Source organism: Paenibacillus jamilae, assembly GCF_050482105.1.
Taxonomy (GTDB): domain Bacteria; phylum Bacillota; class Bacilli; order Paenibacillales; family Paenibacillaceae; genus Paenibacillus; species Paenibacillus jamilae_B.
The window spans coordinates 229,548-254,627 of sequence record NZ_JBCNHI010000020.1 but is presented as its reverse complement, the minus strand read 5'-3'; the positions used below and the strand labels follow the sequence as shown (position 1 = coordinate 254,627).

The following is a 25,080-nucleotide window of genomic DNA, read 5'->3' as shown; positions in this document are numbered from 1 at the left end:
GCTATTTAGCCTGATACTTAAGCCAATTGAAGTGTGCAGGTACCCCACTTAAGCGGCCATTTCCTGTTGCATACAGTCCAATGACTACCCCAGTGAAGCACATTTTATTCACGAAATCCTCCGGGGACAACGCCCGTGCCGGACCTGTAGCTATACTCGACCAGTTCTCGCCATCCTCCGAATATAAAAGAGCATATTCATCCTCAGTCGATTCAATCTTTAGCAAAACTCGCTCCGATTCTGTCTCAGCCCCATAGACGATTTGGGATTCTCCGCGAATCGTCAGACGGGCCATAACACGGTTGCAGTTTCCAGAACGCAACACCCCGATCTCATAATGGGCATCCTCATCCCGGCGTGCACACAATCCGGCCTCTTCACCTTCAGCGGTTGGCGCAAACGACAGGCAAGTGGTGAAACTTGCTTGCTTATGCTGCTGTCTTTTGCCTGCAAAAGCAATCTGGCCGACATCCCCGAGTCCTGCCGGCTGTCCATACAATGTCAAAGACCCGGGAACTTCATCTAGCGAATAACTACCCTCAGCCGGATTTCGTACAAAAATCCACTCGGGTCCGAGAGTGTCTGCGGCAAAATCGTCTCGCTTTTCACTCACAGTGACGCCCGTAGCGTTGGGTGTCGCTGCCTGCGGGCGTGCAATCGACATTTCCAGCTTGACACAGCCCTCGTTATTGTCGATATACGGCCATTCGTCCTTCCAGATGACCGGAGCCAGAAAGGTTTCACGACCAAGCACGCTATAACCATCCTCAGTCAACCGAACGCCGAGAAAAACAGCCCACCAATCTCCTTTTACATCTTCTACCAGGTCGGCATGACCCAAATATTGAATCGGATGATCAAGCCCCCGATGGGTCAGGATCGGCTCCAGATAACGTTCAAACGGACCATAAGGATTGTCGCTCCGTCCGATAATCTCCCTGTGTTCCTGCGCTGTTCCGCCAGAGGCAGACATCATATAATACATTCCGTTAATCTTGTATAGATGAGGACCTTCAGTCCATGGGCCTCCATCACCGTACCAAACCACCTGCGGTTCAGAAAGAGCTTCTCCAGTCACAATATTAATTTCATACTGGATGGCATGGGAGTCGTAGTCCGCGCCCTGCTGCGCTGTAACGTACACCTTGCCGTCATCGTCAAAAAACAGTGAAGGATCAATACCACCGTAAGGAACAGGGATCGGATTCGACCAAGGTCCGGCCGGATCGGTCGTTGTAACATAAAAATTCCCGATCCCTCCAACATCGGTTGTAATCATGTAGAAGGTTCCCTCAAAATAACGAATGGATGGTGCATAAATGCCGTCAGAGCTCTTGCGATCCGTCAAATCAAGCTGATTGGACCGGTTCAGCACGTGACCCACTTGTTCCCATTGAATCAGATCCTGACTCCGGAAAATAGGAACACCGGGGAAATATTCAAACGAACTGCAAATCAGATAAAAGTACTCTCCCGCTCTAGTAATGCTAGGATCAGGATAAAAGCCGGGAAGTATGGGATTGGAGTAGTGAATGGTTTGCGACACCAATTGTTTATTCATTTATTCCTTCACACTCCCAACGTTAAGCCCAACAACAAAATATTTTTGCATGAACGGATACACGATCAGGATTGGAATAGAAGCAACTACAGTGACAGCAGCGCGAATTGAAATAGGTGTAACCTGGGTAGCATTCTGCATTCCAACACCATTGGCCACTGATGGATTACTGTTGGCATTCATACTAGAGGAAAGCAACTTCATTAACTCGTATTGCAGTGTGCTCAGTTCCTGTTGGGACGAGGTATACAAAAAAGCGTCGAACCAAGAGTTCCAGGCACCTACTGCAACAAACAGCGCAATAGTAGCCAGCACAGGCTTACAGAGCGGTAAAATAATTCTCCAAAAAATCTTGAAATCTCCTGCCCCATCTATTCTAGCCGATTCCACCAAGCTTTCTGGAATTGTATAGATATAGGTGCGGATAACAATTAAGTTAAATGCGCTGATCATGGACGGCAGTACATATACGAAAAAACTATTAATTAAATTCAGGTCTTTCATCAAGAAGTAGCCAGGAATCAAACCTGCATTAAAATACATAGTCAGGACAAAAACGGTAGTAATAGGCTTGCGGAACACAAAATCCCGCCGACTCAGCGCATAAGCCAGCATTGTGGTCAAGAAAATATTCAGCACGGTCGAAAGCACGGTACGTGCTACCGAAATCAGGAATGCATTATAAATAGTACCCGAAACGAATACCGCTTTATAATTCTGCAATGTGGGCTCCCGCGGCCACAGATAGAGACCGCCCCTGATCGTGTCGTTCCCCGCATTAAACGACACTACAATTGTATTAAGGAACGGATACAAGGTAACAATGACCAGGATAATCATAAATATTGTATTAAGTGTATTGAAAACAAACGGCTCTAATCCCCTGCTTCCTGGGCGGCGTCTGGAGATTGCAAATGTACTCTCTGAGCCTGGCATCTGAGTTTTCTTCATCATTATAATAACCTCTCTTCCCCAAGCCGCTTTGCTGTCCAGTTTGCGAGCAGCAACATTGTGATACTGACAATAGTTTTGAATATACCTCCCGCGGTGGCCAAGGAATAGTTACTTTGCGCAATACCATATTTGAGAACGAAAATATCAATCGTTTCTGACCAATCCACAACAAGTCCGTTGCCTAGCAAATACTGTACTTCAAAACCAGCTTCTAAAATATGGCCAATTGACATAATCAACAGAATAACAATAGTTGGCTTAATGCCTGGCAAAGTAACACTCCACATTTTTTGGTATCTGTTGGCCCCGTCAATATCAGCGGCTTCATACAAAGCCGGATCAATAGAGGCTATGGCGGCCAAATAAATAATGGTATTCCATCCAACTTCTTTCCAAACGTGTGAGGCTCCCACTACTCCCCAAAAATACTTTCCTTCACTCAACCATAAAATTGGTTTATCAATCAAATGCAGCTTCATCAACATTTCGTTGACAATGCCGTCAGAGGCAAGAGAAGTGGCAACAATTCCCGTAACGATAATCCATGACAAAAAGTGTGGCAAATACGAAATAGTCTGAACGGCTCTCTTCCAGAAAATCTTTTTAATTTCATTAAGCAACAATGCCAAAATAATGGCAGTAACAAACCCAAAAATCAGGTTGATCATACTCATAGCAAGTGTATTACGAAGGACACGTAAAAAATTATCGTCTGTAAACAGGAACTTAAAATGCTTGAAGCCAACCCAGGTTTGATCACCAAAGCTTCGTGCGGGCTTGTAATCTTGAAATGCCATCGACCAACCCCAGATCGGCACATAAGCAAATAAAACTATATAAGCAAGCAGAGGAACTGACATATAGATAAGTTGTCTCTGATCCTTGATCATAGCCCAGGTCACGCGTTTGTCGCTGCGTTTCTTCTTCGGGTTTGCCTGTTTAACTGGCTTGGCGCCAATTGCAATCTCCTCCATAGTATCAAACTCCCTATCCATTCTTATATTTTTGGGAAAGGGAGGAGTACTCCCTTTTCGGTTTAGAAATAGTTCTATTTAGCAGTCCAATTCTCAATTCTCCACTTCAACACTTCGTTTATTTTGTCTTCATAGGCCTTGATGTCAAGCTTATGAATCTCGGAGGTGTATTCGCTCCACACGGAGTCGAAGCTAGACGGACTTGACAGGATTGCTTTAGGCAGATACTTTGTAGAAAGGTCATTCAGCTTTGTGCTGGCAATCTTGGCCGGAGAACCATCCACGATATCGGCGGACCAAGCCGGGTAGTAGACCGGGTTCTCAGGAGGAGCACTGAAGAAGTCAACGTAGCTATTGAACCCGTATGCCTTTAAAACTTCCTTATCGTAAGGCTTCAAGCTTGCTTGATACTCTTCGGGCTGGTTGGTTGCCGTGGTGGCGTTTCCATCGCTAAAATAACCCTCCAGCTTCGGTGCGGTACTATATAAAGCTTCTGCTTTATTGGCGAGCTTCCACGTAGCATCATCTGAGTTAGTACGCTGCTCTGGTGTTTTCATGAAGCGGCCTTTCTTATTAACATAATAATCCTCGCCTTCGATACCCCAAGTAAATCGTTTTTGCCATTTTTCATCCATAAGTTTATCGAGTACTTTGATGATTTTTACTGGATCCTTAGCGTTAACAGTAATACCAAAACCATTATTCAGATTAAGCGCTGGACGGTCCCGATAGTAATCCTTAATTTTGGTATCATATACCAGAGGGAAACCTACATATGTCCGCTCCAGCTTCTTTTGTACCTTCAGTGAATCCTCGGCTTTGAGAAAGTTCCAGTGCTGATCGAACATCCCCAGTACATTACCGTTAGACAACTTCGCCAAGTACTGATCATAGTTCTGTGTAAACGCTTCCTTATCGAGCAAGTCTTGAGCATTAATTTCATTCAGCTTCTTGTAGTATTTCTTAGCGTAATCTTTATCGGCAAAAATCTCTGCCACACCTTTGTTTACAACTACACCGCCATCGTTTGGATGACCAATCAAATGTTGTGGAGGATTCAGCAATCCCCAGGTTTTCCAGTCATAGTTCAGGATTTCAAAACCAATAGTTGGGCTTCCATCAATCGTTGGATATTTCTCTTTGTACTTTTTAAGTAGATCGAAGTATTCATCCAATGTTTTAATAGTTGGATAGTTGAATTCCTTGAGAACAGCCTTTTGAACCCAGAAAGCAGGACCACCGTAATAGGTATCAGCAACTTCACCATTGTAGGCACCATAGTTTGGCAAATAGTAAATATGTCCATCATTAGGGTCCTTCATTTGGTTCCAATACTTCTCATAGTGTTTTTTCAGATTAGGCGCATATTTCTCAATCAGATCTTCCAACGGGATGACGCTTCCCGCAGCGGTCAGCTTTGTGTCTGCCGAGATCAGGTCCGGGTAGTCCCCGCCAGCAATCATAACACCGAGCTTCTGGTTCTTGTCACCCGCAAGAAATTCAAATTTGAAGGTAACGCCAAGCTCATCCTTCAACAATTTGTACATCTTGTTGTCCGCTGTCGGCTGCTGTCCTGCTTCATTCAGAAAGACTGAGATTTCAATTGGATTTGCTGCTCCAACCTCTCCGCTGTTGACACTGTCCGCTTTGGAATTTCCATCTTTGCTGCTGCCACTGATTGAGCAGCCGGATAGAATAACGCTCAGTGACAAAAGTGCCACCGCTCCAATACGAAGTAACGATTTTTTTCTGTCCCCCATAAGACACCTCCGAAAGTTTTGTCATATCAAGAATGTAAGCCCTTACAATTTGTTGATTTCAGTTTAAATTTATATCTGATCGGAAACTATATTCGAATTAAAGCTTTTCACATGAAAAGCTTTGATTTCTTATATTCGTTTGGTGACATACCCAAGCGCTTCTCAAATTGCTTCAAAAAATAATTATAGTTGGTATATCCTACCATTTCTGATAGCTCACTATTTTTATATTGGTTCATACGAAGCAGGCGACTTGCCTCTTCAATCCTCAAATCATGAAGCAATTCATTGAACCCGATTCCGTTTTTGCGTATCAACAATTGTCCCAAATAGGTAGGATGCAGAAAAAATTGCTCTGCCAGTTGTTTAATGGTCAGACTTTCCCGGAAATAGCTGCGGATGTAATCATTGATATCCTGCACGATCCCCTGAGGCTCCATCATGCTCTGTTTGAGAAGAAGTTCAAAGCAAACCTGTCCACAAGAACGCAGTATCCCCATCATATCGTCAAAAGTCAGCATTGCCTCATCCATATTGGGAATATCGAACAGATAGTCGGAAGGCTCCCTGTCATCAGCAAAATGCACACTCATATAAGCCCTGATTTCGTGAAGGATAAAGACGACAAACTTTTGGACCTCATCAGGATACACCCGCGTCTCCCGAAACACTTGCTCCATAGAATCAACAATGGATTGATAGCCAGTATAGTCGACGATTTCAAATGTCTCCAAAATGCGTTCCAAAAGCTCCACCTGATTGTTGCAATGTTGAAACGCACTGTCTTTAATCATGTCATAATGAATAATTCCATTATTTTCCGAATTATAAAATGCATGCAGCAGCGCCTTGGACGCCGTCTTGTAGGCGGCTCCAATTTCAGTTAGTGAACCTACCGAGGCACCAACAGCCATGAAGACACGAAACCCCGCCAAGCGACAGGCCAGTGCTTCTATGGTCTTCTCAGCACTGGCTCCATCACTTGGATACGCCGAGTCGCCGAACACAATGACGAAATGTTCCATGGACAGATGCACCAAATAAGCTGTCTCTAGGCCATCGAGCAGTTCAAGTGCAAACTCGCCCAGTCGTGCGGACTGGTCTCGATGCACTTGCACCAGACATACATTCCATAAATCAGTGGATTGGGAGACAGATTCCATGAAATCGTTACCCTCTGTAGACATACATTTGCCTAGTAGTGCCTCCTTGATCATTTGCAGCACCTCTTCCCGACGAGCAATCTGGCCTATGTAAATAAGCTCCTGCTCCTCCAACAATTCGCGCTGGATTGCCCGAATCTCCAATTCAGTCTGCTCCTCATCCAAAGGCTTCAGCAAATAACGGGAGACTCTGTATTTGAGAGCCTTTCGAGCGTAATCAAATTCGCTGTACCCGGTAAGAATGATGAATTTCGTGGAGACATTCCCTCGTTCCCGCCATTGCTTTATCATTTCCAAGCCATCCATTATTGGCATATGGATATCCACCATCACCAGGTCTGGGCTTAATTCCTCCATTAGCCTCAAACCGTCCATTCCGTTGCCGCAGATCCCACACACCTCAAAGCCCATCTCTCCCCAATCAATACAAATCTGCATGCCCTCCAGTGCCCAAGGCTCATCATCAATCAGCAGCACTTTAAACCCCATTTCCCTTCCCTCCTTCTCCATTCTGACATTGCAACAATTGCATCGGAATTTCGAAAGACACCTCGGTACCTTCTCCCTCCTTGCTGGTCAGGTTAAAACTAACCCTGTCGTTGTAGTACAACTCCAGCCGTCGGTATACATTGCGGATACCAATATTCCCCCCTATTGTCTCCTTTTCGCTCCGCATGTTGTACAAAACCTCCTTTAACCGCTCCTCGCCAATACCTTTGCCATTATCCGATACAACCACACGCAACCGCTCATCGACTACTTCGGCGCGTATTTTGACAACTCCAAGCCCCTCAATAGCCTGTATGCCATACTTGCAGGCGTTCTCCACGAGTTGTTGAATACTCATCTTCGGTATCTTGTAGTGACGCACTTCTTCGGTGATCTCGATGGAATAATCAAATTTGTCCCGGAATCGAAATTTTTCGATATCAAGATACATCACAGTAAAATTGATCTCTTCCTCCAGCAGCACTAGATCGTCCTTCCAGTTCAGCAGACGGCGGAGTAACTTCGATAGGTCCTTGATGATGTTCTTGACATCTGTGTAATTGTTTTTCGTACTGACTACGAGAAGCGCATTCAGCGTGTTGAATAGGAAATGAGGATTCATCTGACTTTGCAGCAGATTGAGCTCAGCTCGGATGCGCTCGGCTTCCTGGCTTTTTTGCTGAATTTCCAGTTTATACACATTATTGATCAAGGAATGGATCTGAGAGGTCATCATATTAAAATTACGGATCAGATGCCCGATTTCGTCACGTCCCTCATCCATGTTGATCAAGTCAAACTTCTCGTTTCTTACCCTTTGCATATGCCGGGCCAGGCGCTTGACCCGGTGGTTATATGAGCGCAGCATGACGTAAATGAACACCGAGGTGAACAATGTAATCAGGCCGACCAGTATACTGAAATAAATCCGCATATCCATCATAGCCTTGCTAACACGTGTCCCCTGAGGCACACCAATCAACTTCCAGCCTCGCACATAGCTGGCGTTACCGATGGGCAAGGTGTGCAGATCGTTGTCCGTCTCATTATCCATTTTGAACAAAGGGAAACTGGAGATATTTTCGGGCAAGTACCCGCTATTTATAGATACGATGACCTCGTTCCGGTCGTTAACCAAATAGAGATCTAGATAATTCCGCTCGCGGGCGATGACATCGTAAAAACGGCTGAGATCGAAATCAATCCGCACCAGCTTCTGGTAAGAATTATTGACGTTGTAATCATCCATCTTCTCAAAGACACTGAGATAAGGAGTGGCGGGTCCAGAGGTTTTAGCTCCCATGTCCAGATACGCAGATACCAGCACAGCACCGTGGAATGACTTCCACTGTTGATACCAGGAACTAGCTAAAACCGGTTTATTTAAGTAATAGTAGTCACTCCCTGGCACAATGGTCGGATTGTCCGTGTAAATACCAATTCGCTTGATCTGATTGTTTACCGGAATATAGGATGTAACCCGATGACGGAGCTGCTCGTTGAACGTATTATAGAAATCCAGCGAATCTTTATAATCACGATCCAGAGTCTCGTACAGGAGCTTATCTGTAATCACGGCATGACTGACCGCAACTCCGCCATCAATCATACCGTGGATATCCTTTCTCGCCCGCTCCAACGAAATCTGCAAATTCTGCTCTTCCCGCTCCTTGATCAGCCAGGACATCCGGTCCATAAATAAATAATTGATTATGACAATAGGCAGTAAAATTGCAATTACATAAATCAGCATAAATTTGTAATTAAGCGGGATATCGTTCACTATACTGCGAAATTTGAATTTTCTAATCACGGCTTCAACCACCATCTCCCATTGAACACTCTTTTGACCTGAGCCGTTTCTATTCCCGTCGTCTGTAGGCAGACGGCGCCATCCCTGTTATCCGTTTGAATTGGCTTTTAAAATAATCAGTGTTGGGATAGCCGGAATTCGCCGCCACCTCGGCTATGCTCAGCTGTCCTTGTCGCAGAAGTCGCTTTGCCTCTTCAATCCGCTTCTCATTCAGATACTCCCGAAATGATTTGCCGGTCTGCTGCTTGAACAACTGTCCCATATAGATAGGATTTATATGGAACAGTTGGGCAAGCTCCTGAAGTTGTAGCTTTTCCCGGAACTTCTGGTCCACATGCTGCACTACCCGAAAGATCGTGCGGCACTCGCTACGTTCACGCTGCTCGCAAAGGGCCGCCGCTCCGCTCAGGCATAACGCCAGGGCATACCGGCGAAAAGCCGGAAAAGAGGTTGTCTCCGTCAGTGTACCGAATGCTGCTTGTATTGACCGCATAAAGGCATCTCCATCTCCGCCCAGTTCCTTCAGCTTCTTGGAGATACCCATTTCGAGGGCGGACAGCTGAATCCGCACATATTCGATATCCGGTAGCCCGGACGGTGCAGCCAGCAGGACATCCGCCGCAGCCTCAATCTCTTCGGCACGGTTCGAGGAGAGACGTTCGATCAAGGAATTCAGGGCTGCTTTGTTTACTTCCTTCATGCATTCGCTCCGTGGAAGCTCGTTGCAGGCGATAATACCTCCCTCATTCCAATAGCGCCTCCATTTGAGCGCTACCAGTGCTTTTTCATAAATAGACCGAAGTGCAGACACCCCTCTCTGCCCAAAACCCAACGCCGCAATTACGGGAACTGGAGCCTCGCTCGGCCATTCTTCACATAGCCGGCGTCCAAGTGCTTCAAGCTGAGCTGTAGCAGGTGGCTTCCCGGAAGCAATCATCACCATTCTTCCTTCAGGATCCGTGAACAGCTCCGGCCGTTTCAGACCGGCAAACTCCGTGATCTGCCGCTTCAACTCTTCTTCGTTCATTTTCGTTTCAATCAGCAGGCAGCTAATCTCCTCACCACTCCTGATATTTAACAAAGTCGCAACTTCATTTTCAAGCTCAATGCCCACCTCGCCCTGAATCAGCCGATTAAGCAAACTATTGACGTACAGAGCACGGTTGTGGCGGTGGAGCTTCCCCTGGGCCGTCTCTTCCCGGATTTTGCGGCTCACCTGGTCTAACACCGCCTCAATCTCATCCTTGTTAATCGGCTTAAGCAAATAATCATCGACCCGTTGATCAATCGCCGACACTGCATACTCGAAGTTATTGTACCCGCTCAATACAACAAACCGCGGTGGCTTGGCCAGCTTGTGCTGTGAGCGACCGATAAGCTCTAGCCCGCTTACAGAAGGTATTTGAATATCGGTAAACACTAGTTCGGGCTGAAGCCGCTCAATCAGAGACCAAGCGGAGCTGCCGTTCGAGGCCTCCCCACAGACCCTGAAGCCGTATTTGTCCCAATTCACAATTGTGCGCAAATCCTCAAGAACCCACGGTTCATCGTCTACCAACAGCACATTCATCATCTATCCTTCGCCCCCTTCGTTAAATGAACCTTGCATTGTTATATTCATGAAAGCGCCATTACGTTTACGGTTCGGATATCAAATTTGCCCCGCGGGTATATGTGTTCCCGGTCTAGCTTCTAATCTTCCTTACAGAAGCTCTCCTCGGGACCAAAATAGGAGCAGAGAAGCGGCTCGTGCGACAAGACCAGCTTCTGTAACACCAGACCTGCATCCAGCACATACAATCGCAGGGTGTGCATGCCGGCAGCCAATGGATGCTGCGTTGTGGAAGTATGGATATTATTCATAACAGACTCTGACCAATGTCGGGATTCGCCAGCAGCAAACTCCAAAGGCAGCATATCTGCCAAAACCGGTTGATGACCATCAAAAGCCACCGCATATTTCAGCCGTCTCCCCTCCCCCAGAGGATTAGTCGGGGCGGTATAAACCGTTAACGTGTAGATCTGTTCTTCCGCAGTGCAGATACGATATTCCAGATATGGAGCATCTTCGATTCGCTCAAAAAGAGCTGTTGTCGGGAACAGCTTTATGGAAGACAAGGAGCGTCCATATCCCTTGATTATTTCCCAATGAACCTCCCCAGCAACTTCCCGGCCACAAGTGTGTTCTGCTTCAATGGCAATCACACCGTGTGCTTCAGCAAAGGTCAGAACGGGCAAATTATCGGTGTGTACCACCTCTGCGATAACCGTTACCTTTACCGTCTGATCGCCGCAGACAATTATAATTCTCCCCGTTGCCGATACGTTAAGCCGTCCCCAATCGACCTGCACCTCAATGGTTTCCCCGGTCAAAACGCTTCCATGCGTTGGATCCGTTTTGATCCAGTCGGCGTCAGTCTCCAAATGAAAAGCAAACGCCTGTTTTCCGGCATTGCTGACGGTTATACGGTAGCATTCCTTTTGCAAACTAGTGAATGGCGGAAGTGCTACTGTTCCAGCGGTAAACCCTCCGTCCGTCCCTTCCACATCAACAATCATCATCGCTTTTTCCTTAGGCTCGATATACTTGAACTCTGGATACTGCCAGCCCTCGTCATTCCAGTTTACATAGCCGATATGTGCAGAGGACATCATTCCTTCCCATTTACCACAGGAAATTTTGTTATTGTAGTCCTCTTGCATTTGTATATCTTTGGCAATGGATTCCTCCACCAAAGCAGCAAAATGATTGGCAAGTACGCTCTGAGGTTGGAAGCCACTGTATTTGTGATTTAAACTCGCGTATATTTGCATTTTGGTCACATTGGCCGATGCCACGGCCGGATAATACACAAGCTGATAGTAAGCATCCTTCTGCTCTTTTTGCACAAGCTCATAATATGTCTGGGCGTCCTTCTCCAGCCTGATCGCTTTCTCCAGCACCCGCTGCGCTTCGTTGTAGTGAAGCAAGCTGTATGTGTCGGCATAGGTCACTTCCGGCTTGCGGCACCCGTTCATTTTTGTATAGTCCGCCAAAACCCGGGCAATACCCTCTGTGGTCTCTTCATCAGCAGCATGACCAAACTGTCGCTCCGTCCATGTCTGCAAAAATTCTTCCGTGCGATTAGGATTTCCTGTTCCCCAGGTTTCGAAATCATAGGCAAGCTCCATGAAATAGGAAATAGGCAGTTCCATCGGCTTCAAGTCGCCAACATTCACAATCCACAGGTCTCGGATTCCATAGTCATAGGCCAGAGACATCTGCTCCCATGTTTTCTCAAGCGGAACCGTATTAACCCATTCATAAGACCGGGGACCCCCATGATAATCAAAATGGTAGTACATCCCCCAGCCAGCTTTCCGGGTCCGTTCCGGGGCTTCGGGAAGCTTCCGCATATTGCCAAAGTTATCATCAGACAAAATGATGGTCACATCATCCAGCACCTCCCAATGCTTCAGACCCTGAACTGTATCTGTCCCATGCCAGAATGTCTCCACCTCCTTGTAGATCGTCAATGCTTGGGGTGCATTGTCCAGGCCATGCTTGTGCAATAAGGCCTTCTGGGTCAAAATGATGTCCTTCAGCCGCTGAATATTCTGCTCCAGGGTGCCACCCAAAGCCGAATCCTGTTCGCCCCGCATGCCCAGCGTAATGATATTGGACAAATGCTTATTACGGATGACACCATCCTCCCAAAATTTCGTAATGGCCTCTGTATTAGCCCAATAATCCCACAAGCCGCTATCTCCATAATGTTGATTAATCTTTCTCCATTCCTCGCCAGCTCGAAACATCGGCTCATGGTGGGAGGTACCCATTACAATGCCGTATGCCTCAGCTAGCTCGGCATTAGCCAGTGGATGACTTTTCCCGTCCTCGCTGAAAACAGCGCTCCACATGGCCGGCCATAGATAATTGCCCTTCAGCCGCAGCAGGAGTTCGAATATTTTTTCGTACATCCCTTCGTTAAACCCCCCGTAATGATTCCTCGACCATGATCCCAGCGAAGGCCATTCGTCGTTCAGGAAAAAGCCTCGGTAACGAATGGAGGGCTCTTTAGAAGTGTATTCCAATTGTTCTTTGGCAAAGACCAGTTCCTGCCGCCTTGGGGGATGTACATCGGCCCAATACACCCAGGGACTGACTCCAATCAGTTCCGAAATATGATACAGCCCATACAGCGTTCCCCGCTTATCACTGCCCACAATAACAATGGCTTTATCCAGTTCCGGGCATGGACGCTCTAAAACCCGGATCATATAAGCTTCCCGGCGATTCCGCAAATCTGAAACATCAAGCCTGTATTCCGCAATCAGGGAATCAATGATATCATTATTTCCGACGGAGCCGACGATGACCGCAATCCCGCTTAAGTGCGCTTTGTCTGTAATCAGCTCAGGCAAAACGGCGGTAACCAGCTCAATGTCCTTGGCTAGTGATAACGAGACGCGCCAAATACCGTCATAGTCCTTTCCCTTCGCATCAATGTATATGGGGATTGCCTTGCCCTTCTGTACGAGAACAGTCGCTTCCCTTGAGTATTGCTTTTTATTGTTCATAATTACAGCACCTTCTTCTCATTTTCTAGTTCATAATCAATCTAGGTTTTGCGCTTCTGACACGCTATAAAAAGATACCGCTTTCATCATATGAGGAGGAGATTATTTCCGGAAGACTGCACCCGGGAAGCCCATAACCTCAAGGAGTTGTCCATGCATTGCTATCCCTTTAACTTTCATTGGGCTGCTCCGTATAATGACGTCCATCTGCCATTCGAATACGTGAGCAAGAAAATGATTACTAAAGAGATCCTAGGCGACTTCAACGTTTCGGAAACAGCCGAGCGCTGTGGCTTTCACGATATTTCTTATTTCAGCAATCTGTTTAAAACGATAAGGGGCTACTCTCCATCCTCAGTAAGAAAAAAACGAACTTTGAAATATAAAAAATCTTAAATATATCCGAATCCAAGTATAGTAAAGTGTTTTGTTTCATGTCCGGGAGCCATGCGGATCACCACCGTATGTTCCTTGGACACCTGCTCGTTGTACAATATTACGGCATTGCAATGTGTCCAATTGTTCTCATGGGGATCGGCTGTCTTGATATATTTTTTATCCACCCAAATATCCGCGCTTCCAAAATCGCTGTTCCCCGAGTCCTTGAACACCAGAATAAGGCGCTTGCTACAAATAGTTATTTTAAATTCAGATACACCATTTTCTGGATGATGCATCCAGTTACAAGGAAACTGCGGAGAGCTGTACGGATGATCATCCATTTCCACCATTTGCAGGTCTGTATCAGTTTCGCTGAAACTACCCGTATTGATTGTGGCAATATGCTCCCAATTACTGCGATCAAGCAGCTTTGTTTGGACAAAATCACAACCAATAACAGGAGGCTTACTGGTATTCACATCCGTCTGATCGGGTGATGCCTCATCTGTGATGTCAAACAGCCATCCCAAACAATCTGCCATTACCCGGTGTCCAGCATTGGACGGATGGTAAATGTCAAAGAAAAACTGTCGTTTGGAAATCACATTTTTCTCTGACTTGGAAAGCCGGAACTGTTCCTTTACAGCATCCTTTACGCTAACCATAGGAAGATCATAATGCCAGCCCACAGGTGACAAGCGTTCCTGCAGATTCCAGTCATCGACAAACACACTGAACAGTAAAATTACCGCAGGTTTATTGGATGCATTCAACGCCTTCAATGTCAGGCTTTCATAACAATTTCCCTTTGTCTCATCACCCGCATCATTCACGGCAAATTCGATTACCACAATGTCCGGCTCTACCGTTCCTTCCCGAAGCACGTCCCGGTCATAGCGGACAACCCCCAATTCCGATGGAGTACCGCCTACGCCTGCTTTGACCAGTTGAACCGATTCCCCGCCGTCTTTGCCGAATTTTTGCTTAAAAAGAGCATAGGACTGGTATGCATAGCAATTTTCATGAATCGGAACGGCCCCTGCCCCTTGTGTAATGGAGCCTCCAATATAGGCCACAGTCACCTCTTCTCCTCTTTTGGCTTTTTCAATTGCAGCCTTGAGCCTTTTATTATTGCCTTTATTCAAAAGCGATTTAGCGATCATCTCGCGATAGGCCTGTGAATCGAAATACACCGGTTCCTCCATGGAAACTTCGGGAACATAGAACCCGTCGTGCAGGTAGAACGTAATGTTGACAGTAGCCAATTCTCCCACCCGATCAAAGAGAAAGACGAAGCTTCCTGGCACATCATCATCCAAAGACCAGTCATATTCCTCCAGAATCAGCATTGTTTCAGAGCCATCTGCCGGACAAACAAGCTCCAGGCGGGTGCCGGATTCGTACTTGCTGGCTTTCCCCCAGCTCTGGTACACAAACCGAACGTCAGCTACTTCCGGATTATGCGTCTTCACGGTAATCCCGATGCTATGAACCAATCGGCGCAAGCCTTCGCAATGGGTCAGTAGCCTGAGTATGTCCTCATCCTCAACTCCTCCCGTATATCTGGCCTTATCAGCCAGCCTCCCCTCCAAATAAATCTCCTGGGAAAAGCTTCCGTCTGGCCGAGCCGTTCCTTCGATCATAGTTTCATACATAACAGAAAATCCACTTCGTCTTGTCACCGGGTCTTTAGGCGCCTTTGGGCCTTCCATCTCATTCTGCTGTGTAAATCCTGAAAAACTGTTATTCATGGGAATGTCTCCTTTTTACTTGTTATCAGTGGCAAATTCGCAAGCGCTTTCAAAATAAACTAAGGCATTCTCCGACTGTTCTACTGTTTCCAAGTCGCTTATTTGCAAATTTCCAGCATCATTAAACAGGTCCTTTGAATTTTCTAAACAATAACCTCGCCTCTTCGGATAACGGTTACCTGCAATCTTTTAGATTCCACCTTGTTCATCCATAGTATGGCATATTTCCCCTTTTTCGTCTTTGTAAAAATTAAATATTTGTAGAAAAAGGAGGCACAACAGGTTGAAAAAAATTCTTCAGCTTAAATTTACATAACAATCCAATTTTATATTATAATAGCTATGAAGCATTTCTATAAATGCAAGATATCACTGGAAATCACAAACGATGACATGGTAAAATGTGTACATTAGGAAAGACCGTCCATGGACGGCCTTTTGTATTGCAGTACCATACCCTGTTATGAATGCGCCTACATATTGCGGAAAGAGGTGCTATAGTGTCAATTAGACCAGCAAAAGTAGAAGAGTTGAAGGAACTCGTAGCCATTTGGTTGGATGCTTCTATAGAAGCCCATCATTTTATTGCTCCGCAGTATTGGACATCTCAAGCTGCCGAGATGGAGAACAAATACCTTCCCCTCGCTCAAAACTACGTTATCATACAAGATGATCATACGATTGGCGGCTTTGTTTCCATGTTGGATGGATACTTGGCTGCTCTGTTTATACGTGTTGACTCTCAAAGAAAAGGCTATGGCAAGTTACTATTAGATGGGGTTAAGCAACAGCATGAGGAAATTCAATTAAAGGTGTATCAGTCAAACACCAAAGCATTTAACTTTTATACTAAAAATGGATTTACCATTCAAGCAGAGTCAGTGGATGCCGAGACTGGTGAGAAGGAATTTGTGATGGTATGGACAAAACATTAACAACAATGAAGGCAACTTAAGCATTTTAGAACAAAGGCTCCGCTTCCGTATCCATACGGCACAAGCAGAGCCTTTTACTTTTGTTTACTAACTGTCTAGTCTCTTATTTAAGCCCATAAACCTCGGTATATAAAATCTCTTTAAGCGGAGTAAATTCCTGTTCAGACAGCGCGCCTGGATAGCTCATAATTTGAAGCCGCAGATCCGCCTGCCCTTCTCTTAGAGGGGGCTGTACATATTCAAAATGGTTCAGATGAAATCCCATTCGTTCGTAAAAACCAATTCTTCTCCGTGACCATTCATCCACTGGAGGCTCAACTTCCAGCACTACCGGTTGGTTAGACTGTGAGATAAATCTACCCATAAGCTTTTGGCCTAATCCGCCACCTCGTATACGGGAATCTACCGCAATATGCTCTACAAACCGAAAATACGCGAACTCCCACCCTGCCAAAAAAGCCACTATGTTACCCTGCTCATTTTTTTCAGTGATAATACGATAGCTAGGATGCTTCAATAAAGCCTTTTGAGCCTCAGACGTCCTGCATTCTGATGCTGGAAAAGAAGACTCCATAATCGCATATATTTCAGAAAAATCGTGTTCATTTATCATATATCCCTAGCTCCTTTACCTCTACATCCCCAACGACAACAGTCTGTCTTTCATTAAGAGAAAGAGGGGGTTAGACCTTGTTTAATTCCATAAGCGTCAGCAACACGTGTTCCAACAACTCTGAAATATCCTCCATCTGCTCTTCGTTAATTTGCCTGGAAAATCGGAGTTCAATCCTGTTTTGGTATGTAGACGTCTTCTCTCCGTAAGTCTGACTTAACGTTTGTACTGGTCGAAGTTCGGGCTTCCAAATGTCGGTCAGTATATTTTCAATCCGGCTGCATTGTGTCTCAATCTCTCGAATCTTCATATCAAAATACAGCAACAAGCTACATCCCGGAGTTTGATCCTCCATTTCCAAAATTTCTGCAGCCAGGTTGTTTAAATCCATCTTTAGTTGAAGCTCTGCAGTCACACTCGGTTGTTCTCTCAAGCTGAACTGTACGCCAAATTCACGCGACATTACCGACATCTCCAACCTATCAGTCCGCTGTGTAATGTTAATACGAGAATCCAGATTATCCAGATCGTAAACCGCATTTTCTATAGCTACTTTTAAATTATCAAAAACGGTCGGGTCGAACATTTTTTCACCTCCAATTATTGAGTATAACATAGCTTCTGTACACTTCTAAGATAGGATCCCCCTTTTCATCAAAGCATATTAAGACGCAATTTTATAGTATATAGTAAATTGTTCCATTCTCATGTCGAAGATTAGTGAATAAATTTGTAAAAACGCATAATTGTGACAAAAATATATATATTTTTGTTTATTGTTCCATTTTTATTCCAATTTATTGGAATACACTATATAATAATGGATGGGATTAGCAATATATATCATATAAATCTCACAAAACAAAAGAAGGGAAGAGGTTATTAAATGAAAAAGGCAATTATTTCTACACTAGGTCTTGCACTTCTATTAAGTACATCCACCGCTGTTGCATCTGCTCAAGAAGCAGCACCCGCATTACAAAAGGAAAATATTCAACTTTATGGAAATGGGACTGATAGAGAGCCTAATAACTGGTTTGATGAAGCTAGTGAAATACTAGCAGGAGTTGACATTTATGGGGAAATTGGAAAGCATATTAATGGAGGATATGCAGGATATTATGATACTAGCGATTATTATAAGTTTAAAGCTTTTCAGTCTGGTTGGTATCAATTTAATATTCAAGGGGAGATATATCCTAATACATGGCTGAGACTTGGTTTGGCTGACAGTAACGGACATTTCATTAGATACGCAGAAGATCGTCAATACTCTTTAGGGAAAAATCTTGAAGCTGGCAAATGGTACTACCTAGTAGTAGAGACACCCGGTGCTGAGCAAGGTCAATTATTCAGCTATAAGATCACTTCTTCGATTAAATAGTTTAAAAGCTAAATTAGAGCATAACAAAAAACGTGGTCCTTTTTTTATAAGGATCATGTTTTACATTTAGGGACACTTATTGGTATTATGAAAAATGTAGCTATATCGTCGTAGAAGAACTGACGGTTTTCATTCATATCTTCTTCGTCTTATAGCTCGTTTGTACCTCTGCATGATGGAATTTATCAATTTGTAAAAAAATCATTATATACACTTATATTACTTATTTTATATATATCCTTTATCTATTGAGCGGTATATATAAATAATCCAGAAACCATTACCAGTATATTCATATAAATCCTAAAAAGAGAGGACCTTATTCATGAAAAAAACATTGATAGTTTCATTAGGTCTTACACTTATGCTGAGTACTACTGCTGGTATAGCGGCAGCCGAAGAAACAAATCCTGCATCAAACAAACAACTAATTGTTGTTCCAACCCTTACTGGAAATGAACAGGAACCAAATGGCACCTTCGAACAAGCTAACCCTTTTTTTGTTGGAGATTCTATCATTGGAACTCTTGGTAAAGAAGGGGTTCCTGGCGTTTGGGAAGCCTATGATGTATTTAAATTTAAGGCTTATGAATCTCAAAATGTTCATTTTACAATTCAGGGAGACAGATATGCTGATTCCTGGTTGCAAATGACTGTTTATGATAGTAATCGTCATAAATTGAAACGTTCAAGAGACGATCAATATTTTTTAGATGTAGAATTTGAAAAGGGTAAGGAATACTACCTAGTCGTCGAAGCACCAGGACTTGAACCTTACACAGGTAGAACGTTCTTTTATAAAGTCTCTACTCAACCTAACTAAAATTATGTACTTACTTAGTAGTTTAGAGAATCAATAAATCCTTACTACACCAAAAAGCCTTTCCCCTTTCTAAAGGGGAGAGGCTTTTTGGTGTAGTTGAGTCATTCTATTCGGTACACTCAGTTCTCTTGCCCCTGTGTAAGTCTTACGACAAACGCGAGCTAAAGTCCTCGTAGGAGAACTGACGAATTACCTTGATGCCTTCTTCGTCATTGTAGCTGGCGATGGCTGGCAGGTTGACTCCGTTGAACATGTGGTTTTTGACCATCGTATAATGGGCCATGTCGCAGAATACAAGCTTGTCTCCTAGCTTCAATGGTTCTTTAAAGGAATAGTCACCAATGACATCTCCGGCCAAGCAAGTAAGCCCACCGAGTCTGTAAGTATGTGCATGCTCACCAGGCTTGCCTGCGCCAATGATGTTCGGACGGTAAGGCATAGCCAGTACATCAGGCATATGACATTCAGCCGAAGTATCCAGAATGGCAATGTCCATTCCGTTCTTCATTGTATCCAATACAGTCGCAACCAGATATCCGGTGTTCAAGGCGATGGCTTCGCCTGGCTCAAGATAAACTTGCACACCGTATTTATCCTGAAAGTATTGAATACAACGCACCAGCGTGTCCAGGTCATAGTCTTCTCTGGTAATATGGTGACCGCCGCCGAAATTGAGCCATTTCATTTGCTTAATATATGGCCCGAATTTCTCATCCACGACTTTAATGGTGCGCTCAAGCGTATCAGAATTCTGTTCACACATCGTATGAAAATGAATACCGTCCACGCCATCCAGATCCTCAGGTCTAAAGTTAGCCAGAGTCACACCCATTCTGGAGTTGTTGTAGCAAGGATCATACAGCGGTGTTTCGATTTCCGAATATTCCGGATTCACTCGAATGCCGATGTCGATTTTTTTGGATGTTACGCCTTGCACTCTGCTTTTGAAGCGTTTCAGTTGATCAAAGGAGTTGAAAACAATGTGGTCAACATACTCCAATAGCTCATCAAATTCACTGTCAACATAAGCAGGTGCGTATACGTGAACCTCCTTATCCATTTTTTCGCGACCGAGTCTTGCCTCGAACAACGAGCTGGAGGTTACGCCTTTTAAATATTTGCCAACCAGAGGAAAGGTCGAAAACATCGAAAATCCCTTAAGAGCGAGCAGAATACTGCAACCTGTCCGCTCTTGTACGGAATTCAAAACCTCAAGGTTTTTGACAAGAAGTCTTTCGTCAACAAGATAACAAGGTGATGGGAGTCCGGTAATATCAATATTCATCGCAGACCTCAATCAAGCAACGTTGGCGCAAAGTTCTCTTGCCATGGCAATCCGTGTTTATTTAGTGCTTCCATGAATGGATCTGGATCGAATTCCTCAACGTTGTAAACGCCTGGTTTTTTCCAGAGACCTTTGATAATAAGCATTGCACCGATCATGGCAGGAACACCTGTTGTGTAAGAAATGGCTTGGGAACCAACCTCTGCATAACATTCCTCATGATCACAAACGTTATAAACATAATAAGTTTTTGGCTTTCCATCTTTCACGCCCTGGATGATGCAGCCAATGTTTGTTTTGCCTTTTGTTCTTGGTCCCAGAGAAGCAGGGTCCGGCAAAATAGCTTTCAGGAATTGCAGTGGAATGATTTGCTGGCCTTCATAATTAATAGGCTCGATCGAAGTCATGCCTACGTTTTGAAGTACGTTCAAATGATTCAGATAATTATCCGAGAACGTCATCCAGAAGCGGATTTTTTTCACGCCTTTAATATTCACTGCAAGAGATTCCAGTTCTTCATGGTATAAAAGATATATATTTTTCGGTCCAATTTCAGGAAGGTCGTATACCTTTTTCTCAGAAAGTGGCTCAGTTTCAATCCATTCTCCGTTTTCAAAGTAACGGCCTTTCGCCGTAATTTCGCGAATGTTGATTTCCGGATTAAAGTTAGTTGCAAAAGGATATCCGTGGTCCCCTGCATTTGCATCCACAATATCAATCGTATGAATTTCATCAAAGTAGTGCTTTTGAGCATAGGCCGTAAATACTCCAGTCACGCCTGGATCAAAACCGCTGCCCAGCAGAGCTGTAATTCCTGCTTTTTCGAATCTTTCTTTGTAGGCCCATTGCCAGCTGTATTCAAACTTCGGCGTATCCGGCGGTTCATAGTTCGCCGTATCAACGTAATGAACACCTGTCTCAAGGCAAGCATCCATTATCGTCAAATCCTGATAAGGGAGAGCCACATTGATAACTACATCCGGTTGAAAGCTTCTAATCAAGTCAATGACCATGTCGGTGTTGTCAGCATCAAGCTGAGCCGTTTGGATCTTCGTACGACCTCCACCCAGCTTCTCTTTAAGCGCATCGCATTTCTCAACAGTTCTGCTTGCGATACAAATTTCTTCAAATACATCTGGGTTTTGGCAACATTTATGCACCACAACGCTGGCCACGCCACCGGCGCCAATAATCAATGCTTTTCCCAAAATAAATAACCTCCTTATTCCATACGCTAATCGCTATTCATTCTTGCAAACAAAATGATTATAAAGACATCCCACCAAATAATCAAGAAAAACGACAATTTGCTATGTTAAAATTCACAGGAACATGTCACAAAAACTTTACAAATTCCAAAATTAGGGATAATTTTTCTGTGAAATGAGCCAAAAACAAACAAAGCCTACCCCTTGCGTCTTATGAAGAAGATTCATGGAATGGCAAAATAATGGGCTCGTAGGCTAATGCTTCATCAACAATTTCGGTCGCACTCAAATTACGGTCATCCCAGTAGATCAAATTGCTAATGCTCGGATGGGATGTATTCTGCATGACTACGCTCAGCATGCTGTCAAGCTCCTCCTCTGTTCCTTCACCTTTAATGATTTTGTCCACCAACTGTATAAGCTCGCTTCGGTTTAAATTTTGGCGTTTCAATGGATCTCGATCCAGACTCATAAAAGGGCCCTCCTGGGTATCGATATAGTCGGCATAAGGATTTCGTCTTAAAATTCTTCTGTAAGCGTTATATGGTCTATTATAGAGCTTTAAGAAAGTATCACAATAAATAAAGCCGCCCCCGGTACGGGAACGGCTCTATATCATAATAAAGCGTATTAAACCATAATTTTGCAAATATCGTTCGTGAATTCAACCGGATCTTGCAGCGGCAAGCCCTCGATCAGCAAAGCCTGATTATACAGCAATGCCGTGTAGAGGTTCACTTTCTCCTTATCCTCGGCAAAGGCTTCTTTCAAAGAGTTGAACACCGCATGGTTCACGTTGATTTCCAGCACTTTATTCGCTTTGACATCGGCGTTATTCGGCATGGCGTTCAAAATTTTCTCCATCTCAATGGTCACTTCGCCGTCAGCGGACAGACAGACCGGATGTGTCTTCAAGCGCTTGGAGGCTTTAACACTGGATACTTTGCCTTCCAGCAAGCCCTTCATGTACTCGAACAACTCCTTGTTGTCGTTCTGTTCCGCTTCTGTTTCTTTCTCATTTTCTTCAGACTCAATGCCCAGATCGCCACTCGATACGGATTTGAATTCTTTCTCTTTATAGCTTAAGAGCATTTTAATAGCGAACTCATCAATATCATCAGTGAAGTACAAGATTTCGTAGCCTTTATCGGCCACCAATTCGGTCTGCGGCAGCTTTTCAATACGCTCGTTGGACTCCCCGGAAGCATAATAAATATACTTTTGATCCTCTGGCATACGGGATACGTATTCATCCAAAGTAACCTGCTTTTTCTCTGTAGAGGAGTAAAACATAAGCAGATCCTGGAGAGTTTCTTTATGTCTGCCGTAATCGTTGTAGACACCAAATTTCAATTGTCTGCCAAAGGATTTGTAGAATTGATCATATTTCTCCCGATCATTTTTGAGCAGAGTCAACAGCTGGCCTTTGATTTTACTTTCGATATTTTTGGCAATCAGCTTCAGCTGACGGTCATGCTGCAGCATTTCTCTTGAAATGTTGAGTGACAGGCTTTCGGAGTCAACCATACCTTTCACAAAGCTAAAGTAATCCGGCAGCAGGTCAGGAGATTTCTCCATGATCAGCACACCATTAGCATACAGCTCCAGCCCTTTTTCATATTCCTTGGAATAGAAATCAAACGGAATATTTTCAGGAATAAACAAAATTGCTTGGTACACTACCGCACCGTCTGCACTGATGTGGATGTGCTGGAGCGGCTTGTCATAGCCGTAGCGTTTTTCCGCATAGAAATTTTGATAATCCTCGTCGGTTAGCTCGCTTTTATTTTTTCGCCAGATGGGCACCATGCTGTTAATACGCTGTTCTTCTTTATAGTCCTCGAACTCGTTGTCGCTTCCCTCTTTCAGACGCTTGCCTGTAACGTCCATTTTAATCGGGTAGCGGATAAAATCGGAGTATTTTTTAATAAGTGCTTTTAGACGGTACTCGTCCAAATATTCGTCGTAGGACTCATCCTCGGTGTTTGCCTTGATTTTCAGCACAATCTCGGTTCCGACCTCGTCCTTCTCAGCGGCCTCAATAGTGTACCCGTCAGCACCTGTGGATTCCCACTTGTAAGCAGTATCACTGCCCAAAGCCTTGGTCGTTACAGTAACCACATCTGCTACCATGAAGGCTGAATAGAAGCCGACGCCAAATTGACCGATGATGTCATGACCATCCTTGGACTCATTTTCATTTTTGAATGCCAGTGAACCACTTTTAGCAATGATACCCAGGTTATTTTCCAATTCTTCCTTGGTCATCCCAATCCCGGTATCACGCAGAGTTAGCGTTCTATGATCCTTATCGGCAGTTGCTTTAATATAATAATTATCTTTGTCAAAAACCAATTGGTCGTCTGTCAGCGCTTTGTAATAAATTTTGTCAATCGCATCACTTGCATTGGAGATGAGCTCTCTTAGGAAAATTTCCTTTTGCGTGTAAATCGAGTTAATCATCATTTCGAGCAGACGCTTGGACTCAGCCTGAAACTGTTTTTTCTCCATTCGGATATCTCCTTTCAAATATAAACCTATGTAAGGCCAGCGGATAAGAGCTATACAAACGATTTATCTTTGTTAGCACTCCCACCATTTGAGTGCCAGCCTACCTTTTTTATAACATTCCTCATTTTTTATGTCAATATCTTGATTAACCTACATAGTAAAATTCCATTTCAGGAAATCACTAGTGTCTGATTTGCTTAAACATAACGTTAAATAATTCGGCAGAGGAAGGAAACAGCCCTTGCACATGGGGAAGCAGATTACTCCTGTTCCGCAGCTCATCCTCATCCAAATGTCGGAGATCCTCATGAAAGAACCAGACAATAGGATAATCCCCGTCCTTATGTCTGCTGCCCACATTTAAACATACAGGACCTTGATCGTCCTCGGCAATTGCAAATGGAATATAGCCTGCTGACAGCAAAGGTGACCATTGATCGATCAAATCATAAAATGCCTTTAAGCCTTGACCTGCTGGCAAACGTGGAAACTCTACAAACGTACAATCACTCCAGTACACTCCTGGGATAGATTCATTATCGAACTGTAAAGATACATAATGGTAGGACATGATAAAATTCTTCAGCAAAGGCGGCAGTTCAAAATGGTATTTTTCTTCCATCTCCCGAATTTCCTGTTCTGTAATCTGTGAAGGAATAGGCTTCCACTTGATCCATCCCTCCTCATCGACATTCCCATCACGCATTTCGAACGGTACATTTTCTTCCACATCCATAAAAAAGGCCTCATCCAACTGCGCAAATAACTCCTTCATGGATGCGCGAATATCTGCTTTCTTGTCCATGCTCTCACACCTCTTTTCTTTTTATTCGCATTTTGCATCATAGGTTATGCCCATGCGAATCTATATGAAAATAGCAAGGCAATCATATGCCACTACACTTTTATGTTCAG

General features: G+C 44.2%; 20 protein-coding genes. 4 read left to right on the top strand and 16 right to left on the bottom strand.

The annotated features are described in order from the left end of the window. Position 1: 1 nt before the first annotated feature. The 8 genes from ABEW32_RS20025 to ABEW32_RS19990 all read right to left on the bottom strand — a co-directional run bounded on the left by ABEW32_RS20025 (position 2) and on the right by ABEW32_RS19990 (position 13,274). A complete protein-coding gene (locus ABEW32_RS20025; RefSeq protein WP_430191086.1) occupies positions 2 to 1,561 on the bottom strand; it encodes a glycoside hydrolase family 43 protein in 1,560 nt (519 codons plus the stop codon). Continuing rightward, the gene (locus tag ABEW32_RS20020) at positions 1,562 to 2,497 is read right to left on the bottom strand and encodes a carbohydrate ABC transporter permease (RefSeq protein WP_430191996.1); all 936 of its coding nucleotides are present in this window, start codon (positions 2,495 to 2,497) and stop codon (positions 1,562 to 1,564) included. 17 nt (positions 2,498 to 2,514) lie between these two features. Then, complete coding sequence (locus ABEW32_RS20015) at positions 2,515 to 3,489, bottom strand: ABC transporter permease (RefSeq protein WP_430191083.1); 975 nt, start codon at positions 3,487 to 3,489, stop codon at positions 2,515 to 2,517. A gap of 74 nt (positions 3,490 to 3,563) precedes the next feature. Then, positions 3,564 to 5,249, bottom strand: coding sequence for a sugar ABC transporter substrate-binding protein (locus ABEW32_RS20010; protein WP_430191080.1), 1,686 nt, complete (start codon positions 5,247 to 5,249; stop codon positions 3,564 to 3,566). Between the two features lie 107 nt (positions 5,250 to 5,356). After that, entirely contained in the window at positions 5,357 to 6,901 is a 1,545-nt protein-coding gene (locus ABEW32_RS20005; protein ID WP_430191077.1) for a response regulator, read from the bottom strand. After that, positions 6,891 to 8,729, bottom strand: a complete 1,839-nt coding sequence (locus ABEW32_RS20000; protein ID WP_430191074.1) for a sensor histidine kinase — start codon at positions 8,727 to 8,729, stop codon at positions 6,891 to 6,893. The genes ABEW32_RS20005 and ABEW32_RS20000 overlap by 11 nt, the downstream gene beginning before the upstream one ends. Positions 8,730 to 8,763: 34 nt before the next feature. Next, entirely contained in the window at positions 8,764 to 10,287 is a 1,524-nt protein-coding gene (locus ABEW32_RS19995) for a response regulator transcription factor (RefSeq protein WP_430191071.1), read from the bottom strand. Between the two features lie 119 nt (positions 10,288 to 10,406). Further along, positions 10,407 to 13,274, bottom strand: a complete 2,868-nt coding sequence (locus tag ABEW32_RS19990; RefSeq protein WP_430191069.1) for a glycosyl hydrolase 115 family protein — start codon at positions 13,272 to 13,274, stop codon at positions 10,407 to 10,409. Positions 13,275 to 13,364: 90 nt separating this feature from the next. Here ABEW32_RS19990 and ABEW32_RS19985 point away from each other — a divergent pair, with 90 nt between their 5' ends. Beyond that, positions 13,365 to 13,670: an AraC family transcriptional regulator gene (locus ABEW32_RS19985; protein WP_430191066.1), complete on the top strand. Its 306-nt coding sequence runs from the start codon at positions 13,365 to 13,367 to the stop codon at positions 13,668 to 13,670. Here ABEW32_RS19985 and ABEW32_RS19980 read toward each other — a convergent pair. Then, positions 13,667 to 15,406 (bottom strand): SGNH/GDSL hydrolase family protein, encoded by a 1,740-nt coding sequence (locus ABEW32_RS19980; protein ID WP_430191063.1) that lies wholly within the window; start codon positions 15,404 to 15,406, stop codon positions 13,667 to 13,669. The two genes, ABEW32_RS19985 and ABEW32_RS19980, sit on opposite strands and share 4 nt — an antisense overlap. A 500-nt stretch (positions 15,407 to 15,906) precedes the next feature. Here ABEW32_RS19980 and ABEW32_RS19975 point away from each other — a divergent pair, with 500 nt between their 5' ends. Then, entirely contained in the window at positions 15,907 to 16,341 is a 435-nt protein-coding gene (locus tag ABEW32_RS19975; RefSeq protein WP_045243915.1) for an N-acetyltransferase, read from the top strand. A gap of 103 nt (positions 16,342 to 16,444) precedes the next feature. Here ABEW32_RS19975 and ABEW32_RS19970 read toward each other — a convergent pair whose 3' ends face one another. Next, on the bottom strand, positions 16,445 to 16,954 hold the full coding sequence (locus ABEW32_RS19970) for a GNAT family N-acetyltransferase (protein WP_430191061.1): 510 nt from the start codon (positions 16,952 to 16,954) through the stop codon (positions 16,445 to 16,447). A gap of 70 nt (positions 16,955 to 17,024) precedes the next feature. Further along, positions 17,025 to 17,540, bottom strand: coding sequence for a hypothetical protein (locus ABEW32_RS19965; RefSeq protein WP_430191059.1), 516 nt, complete (start codon positions 17,538 to 17,540; stop codon positions 17,025 to 17,027). A 300-nt stretch (positions 17,541 to 17,840) separates the two neighbouring features. Here ABEW32_RS19965 and ABEW32_RS19960 point away from each other — a divergent pair, with 300 nt between their 5' ends. After that, positions 17,841 to 18,338 carry a hypothetical protein gene (locus tag ABEW32_RS19960; RefSeq protein ID WP_430191056.1) on the top strand — a complete coding sequence of 166 codons (498 nt, stop codon included), beginning with the start codon at positions 17,841 to 17,843 and terminating at the stop codon, positions 18,336 to 18,338. 325 nt (positions 18,339 to 18,663) lie between these two features. Next, complete coding sequence (locus ABEW32_RS19955; RefSeq protein WP_430191054.1) at positions 18,664 to 19,161, top strand: hypothetical protein; 498 nt, start codon at positions 18,664 to 18,666, stop codon at positions 19,159 to 19,161. A 145-nt stretch (positions 19,162 to 19,306) separates the two neighbouring features. Here ABEW32_RS19955 and nspC read toward each other — a convergent pair whose 3' ends face one another. The 5 genes from nspC to ABEW32_RS19930 all read right to left on the bottom strand — a co-directional run bounded on the left by nspC (position 19,307) and on the right by ABEW32_RS19930 (position 24,970). Beyond that, positions 19,307 to 20,446: a carboxynorspermidine decarboxylase gene (gene nspC, locus ABEW32_RS19950; protein WP_430191051.1), complete on the bottom strand. Its 1,140-nt coding sequence runs from the start codon at positions 20,444 to 20,446 to the stop codon at positions 19,307 to 19,309. An 8-nt stretch (positions 20,447 to 20,454) separates the two neighbouring features. After that, positions 20,455 to 21,654 carry a saccharopine dehydrogenase family protein gene (locus ABEW32_RS19945; protein ID WP_430191048.1) on the bottom strand — a complete coding sequence of 400 codons (1,200 nt, stop codon included), beginning with the start codon at positions 21,652 to 21,654 and terminating at the stop codon, positions 20,455 to 20,457. A 211-nt stretch (positions 21,655 to 21,865) separates the two neighbouring features. Further along, the gene (locus ABEW32_RS19940; RefSeq protein ID WP_430191046.1) at positions 21,866 to 22,126 is read right to left on the bottom strand and encodes a bacteriocin immunity protein; all 261 of its coding nucleotides are present in this window, start codon (positions 22,124 to 22,126) and stop codon (positions 21,866 to 21,868) included. A 158-nt stretch (positions 22,127 to 22,284) separates the two neighbouring features. Next, positions 22,285 to 24,165, bottom strand: a complete 1,881-nt coding sequence (gene htpG / locus ABEW32_RS19935; RefSeq protein ID WP_430191043.1) for a molecular chaperone HtpG — start codon at positions 24,163 to 24,165, stop codon at positions 22,285 to 22,287. A 181-nt stretch (positions 24,166 to 24,346) separates the two neighbouring features. Further along, positions 24,347 to 24,970: an SMI1/KNR4 family protein gene (locus tag ABEW32_RS19930; protein ID WP_430191040.1), complete on the bottom strand. Its 624-nt coding sequence runs from the start codon at positions 24,968 to 24,970 to the stop codon at positions 24,347 to 24,349. Between the last annotated feature and the right edge of the window lie 110 nt (positions 24,971 to 25,080).

Bases quoted from the DNA above. Each gene is read 5' to 3' on its own strand.
- ABEW32_RS20025 (WP_430191086.1), bottom strand. From the start codon at position 1,561: ATGAATAAACAATTGGTGTCGCAAACCATTCACTACTCCAATCCCATA.
- ABEW32_RS20020 (WP_430191996.1), bottom strand. From the start codon at position 2,497: ATGCCAGGCTCAGAGAGTACATTTGCAATCTCCAGACGCCGCCCAGGA.
- ABEW32_RS20015 (WP_430191083.1), bottom strand. From the start codon at position 3,489: ATGGAGGAGATTGCAATTGGCGCCAAGCCAGTTAAACAGGCAAACCCG.
- ABEW32_RS20010 (WP_430191080.1), bottom strand. From the start codon at position 5,249: ATGGGGGACAGAAAAAAATCGTTACTTCGTATTGGAGCGGTGGCACTT.
- ABEW32_RS20005 (WP_430191077.1), bottom strand. From the start codon at position 6,901: ATGGGGTTTAAAGTGCTGCTGATTGATGATGAGCCTTGGGCACTGGAG.
- ABEW32_RS20000 (WP_430191074.1), bottom strand. From the start codon at position 8,729: ATGGTGGTTGAAGCCGTGATTAGAAAATTCAAATTTCGCAGTATAGTG.
- ABEW32_RS19995 (WP_430191071.1), bottom strand. From the start codon at position 10,287: ATGATGAATGTGCTGTTGGTAGACGATGAACCGTGGGTTCTTGAGGAT.
- ABEW32_RS19990 (WP_430191069.1), bottom strand. From the start codon at position 13,274: ATGAACAATAAAAAGCAATACTCAAGGGAAGCGACTGTTCTCGTACAG.
- ABEW32_RS19985 (WP_430191066.1), top strand. From the start codon at position 13,365: ATGAGGAGGAGATTATTTCCGGAAGACTGCACCCGGGAAGCCCATAAC.
- ABEW32_RS19980 (WP_430191063.1), bottom strand. From the start codon at position 15,406: ATGAATAACAGTTTTTCAGGATTTACACAGCAGAATGAGATGGAAGGC.
- ABEW32_RS19970 (WP_430191061.1), bottom strand. From the start codon at position 16,954: ATGATAAATGAACACGATTTTTCTGAAATATATGCGATTATGGAGTCT.
- ABEW32_RS19965 (WP_430191059.1), bottom strand. From the start codon at position 17,540: ATGTTCGACCCGACCGTTTTTGATAATTTAAAAGTAGCTATAGAAAAT.
- ABEW32_RS19960 (WP_430191056.1), top strand. From the start codon at position 17,841: ATGAAAAAGGCAATTATTTCTACACTAGGTCTTGCACTTCTATTAAGT.
- ABEW32_RS19955 (WP_430191054.1), top strand. From the start codon at position 18,664: ATGAAAAAAACATTGATAGTTTCATTAGGTCTTACACTTATGCTGAGT.
- nspC (WP_430191051.1), bottom strand. From the start codon at position 20,446: ATGAATATTGATATTACCGGACTCCCATCACCTTGTTATCTTGTTGAC.
- ABEW32_RS19940 (WP_430191046.1), bottom strand. From the start codon at position 22,126: ATGAGTCTGGATCGAGATCCATTGAAACGCCAAAATTTAAACCGAAGC.
- htpG (WP_430191043.1), bottom strand. From the start codon at position 24,165: ATGGAGAAAAAACAGTTTCAGGCTGAGTCCAAGCGTCTGCTCGAAATG.
- ABEW32_RS19930 (WP_430191040.1), bottom strand. From the start codon at position 24,970: ATGGACAAGAAAGCAGATATTCGCGCATCCATGAAGGAGTTATTTGCG.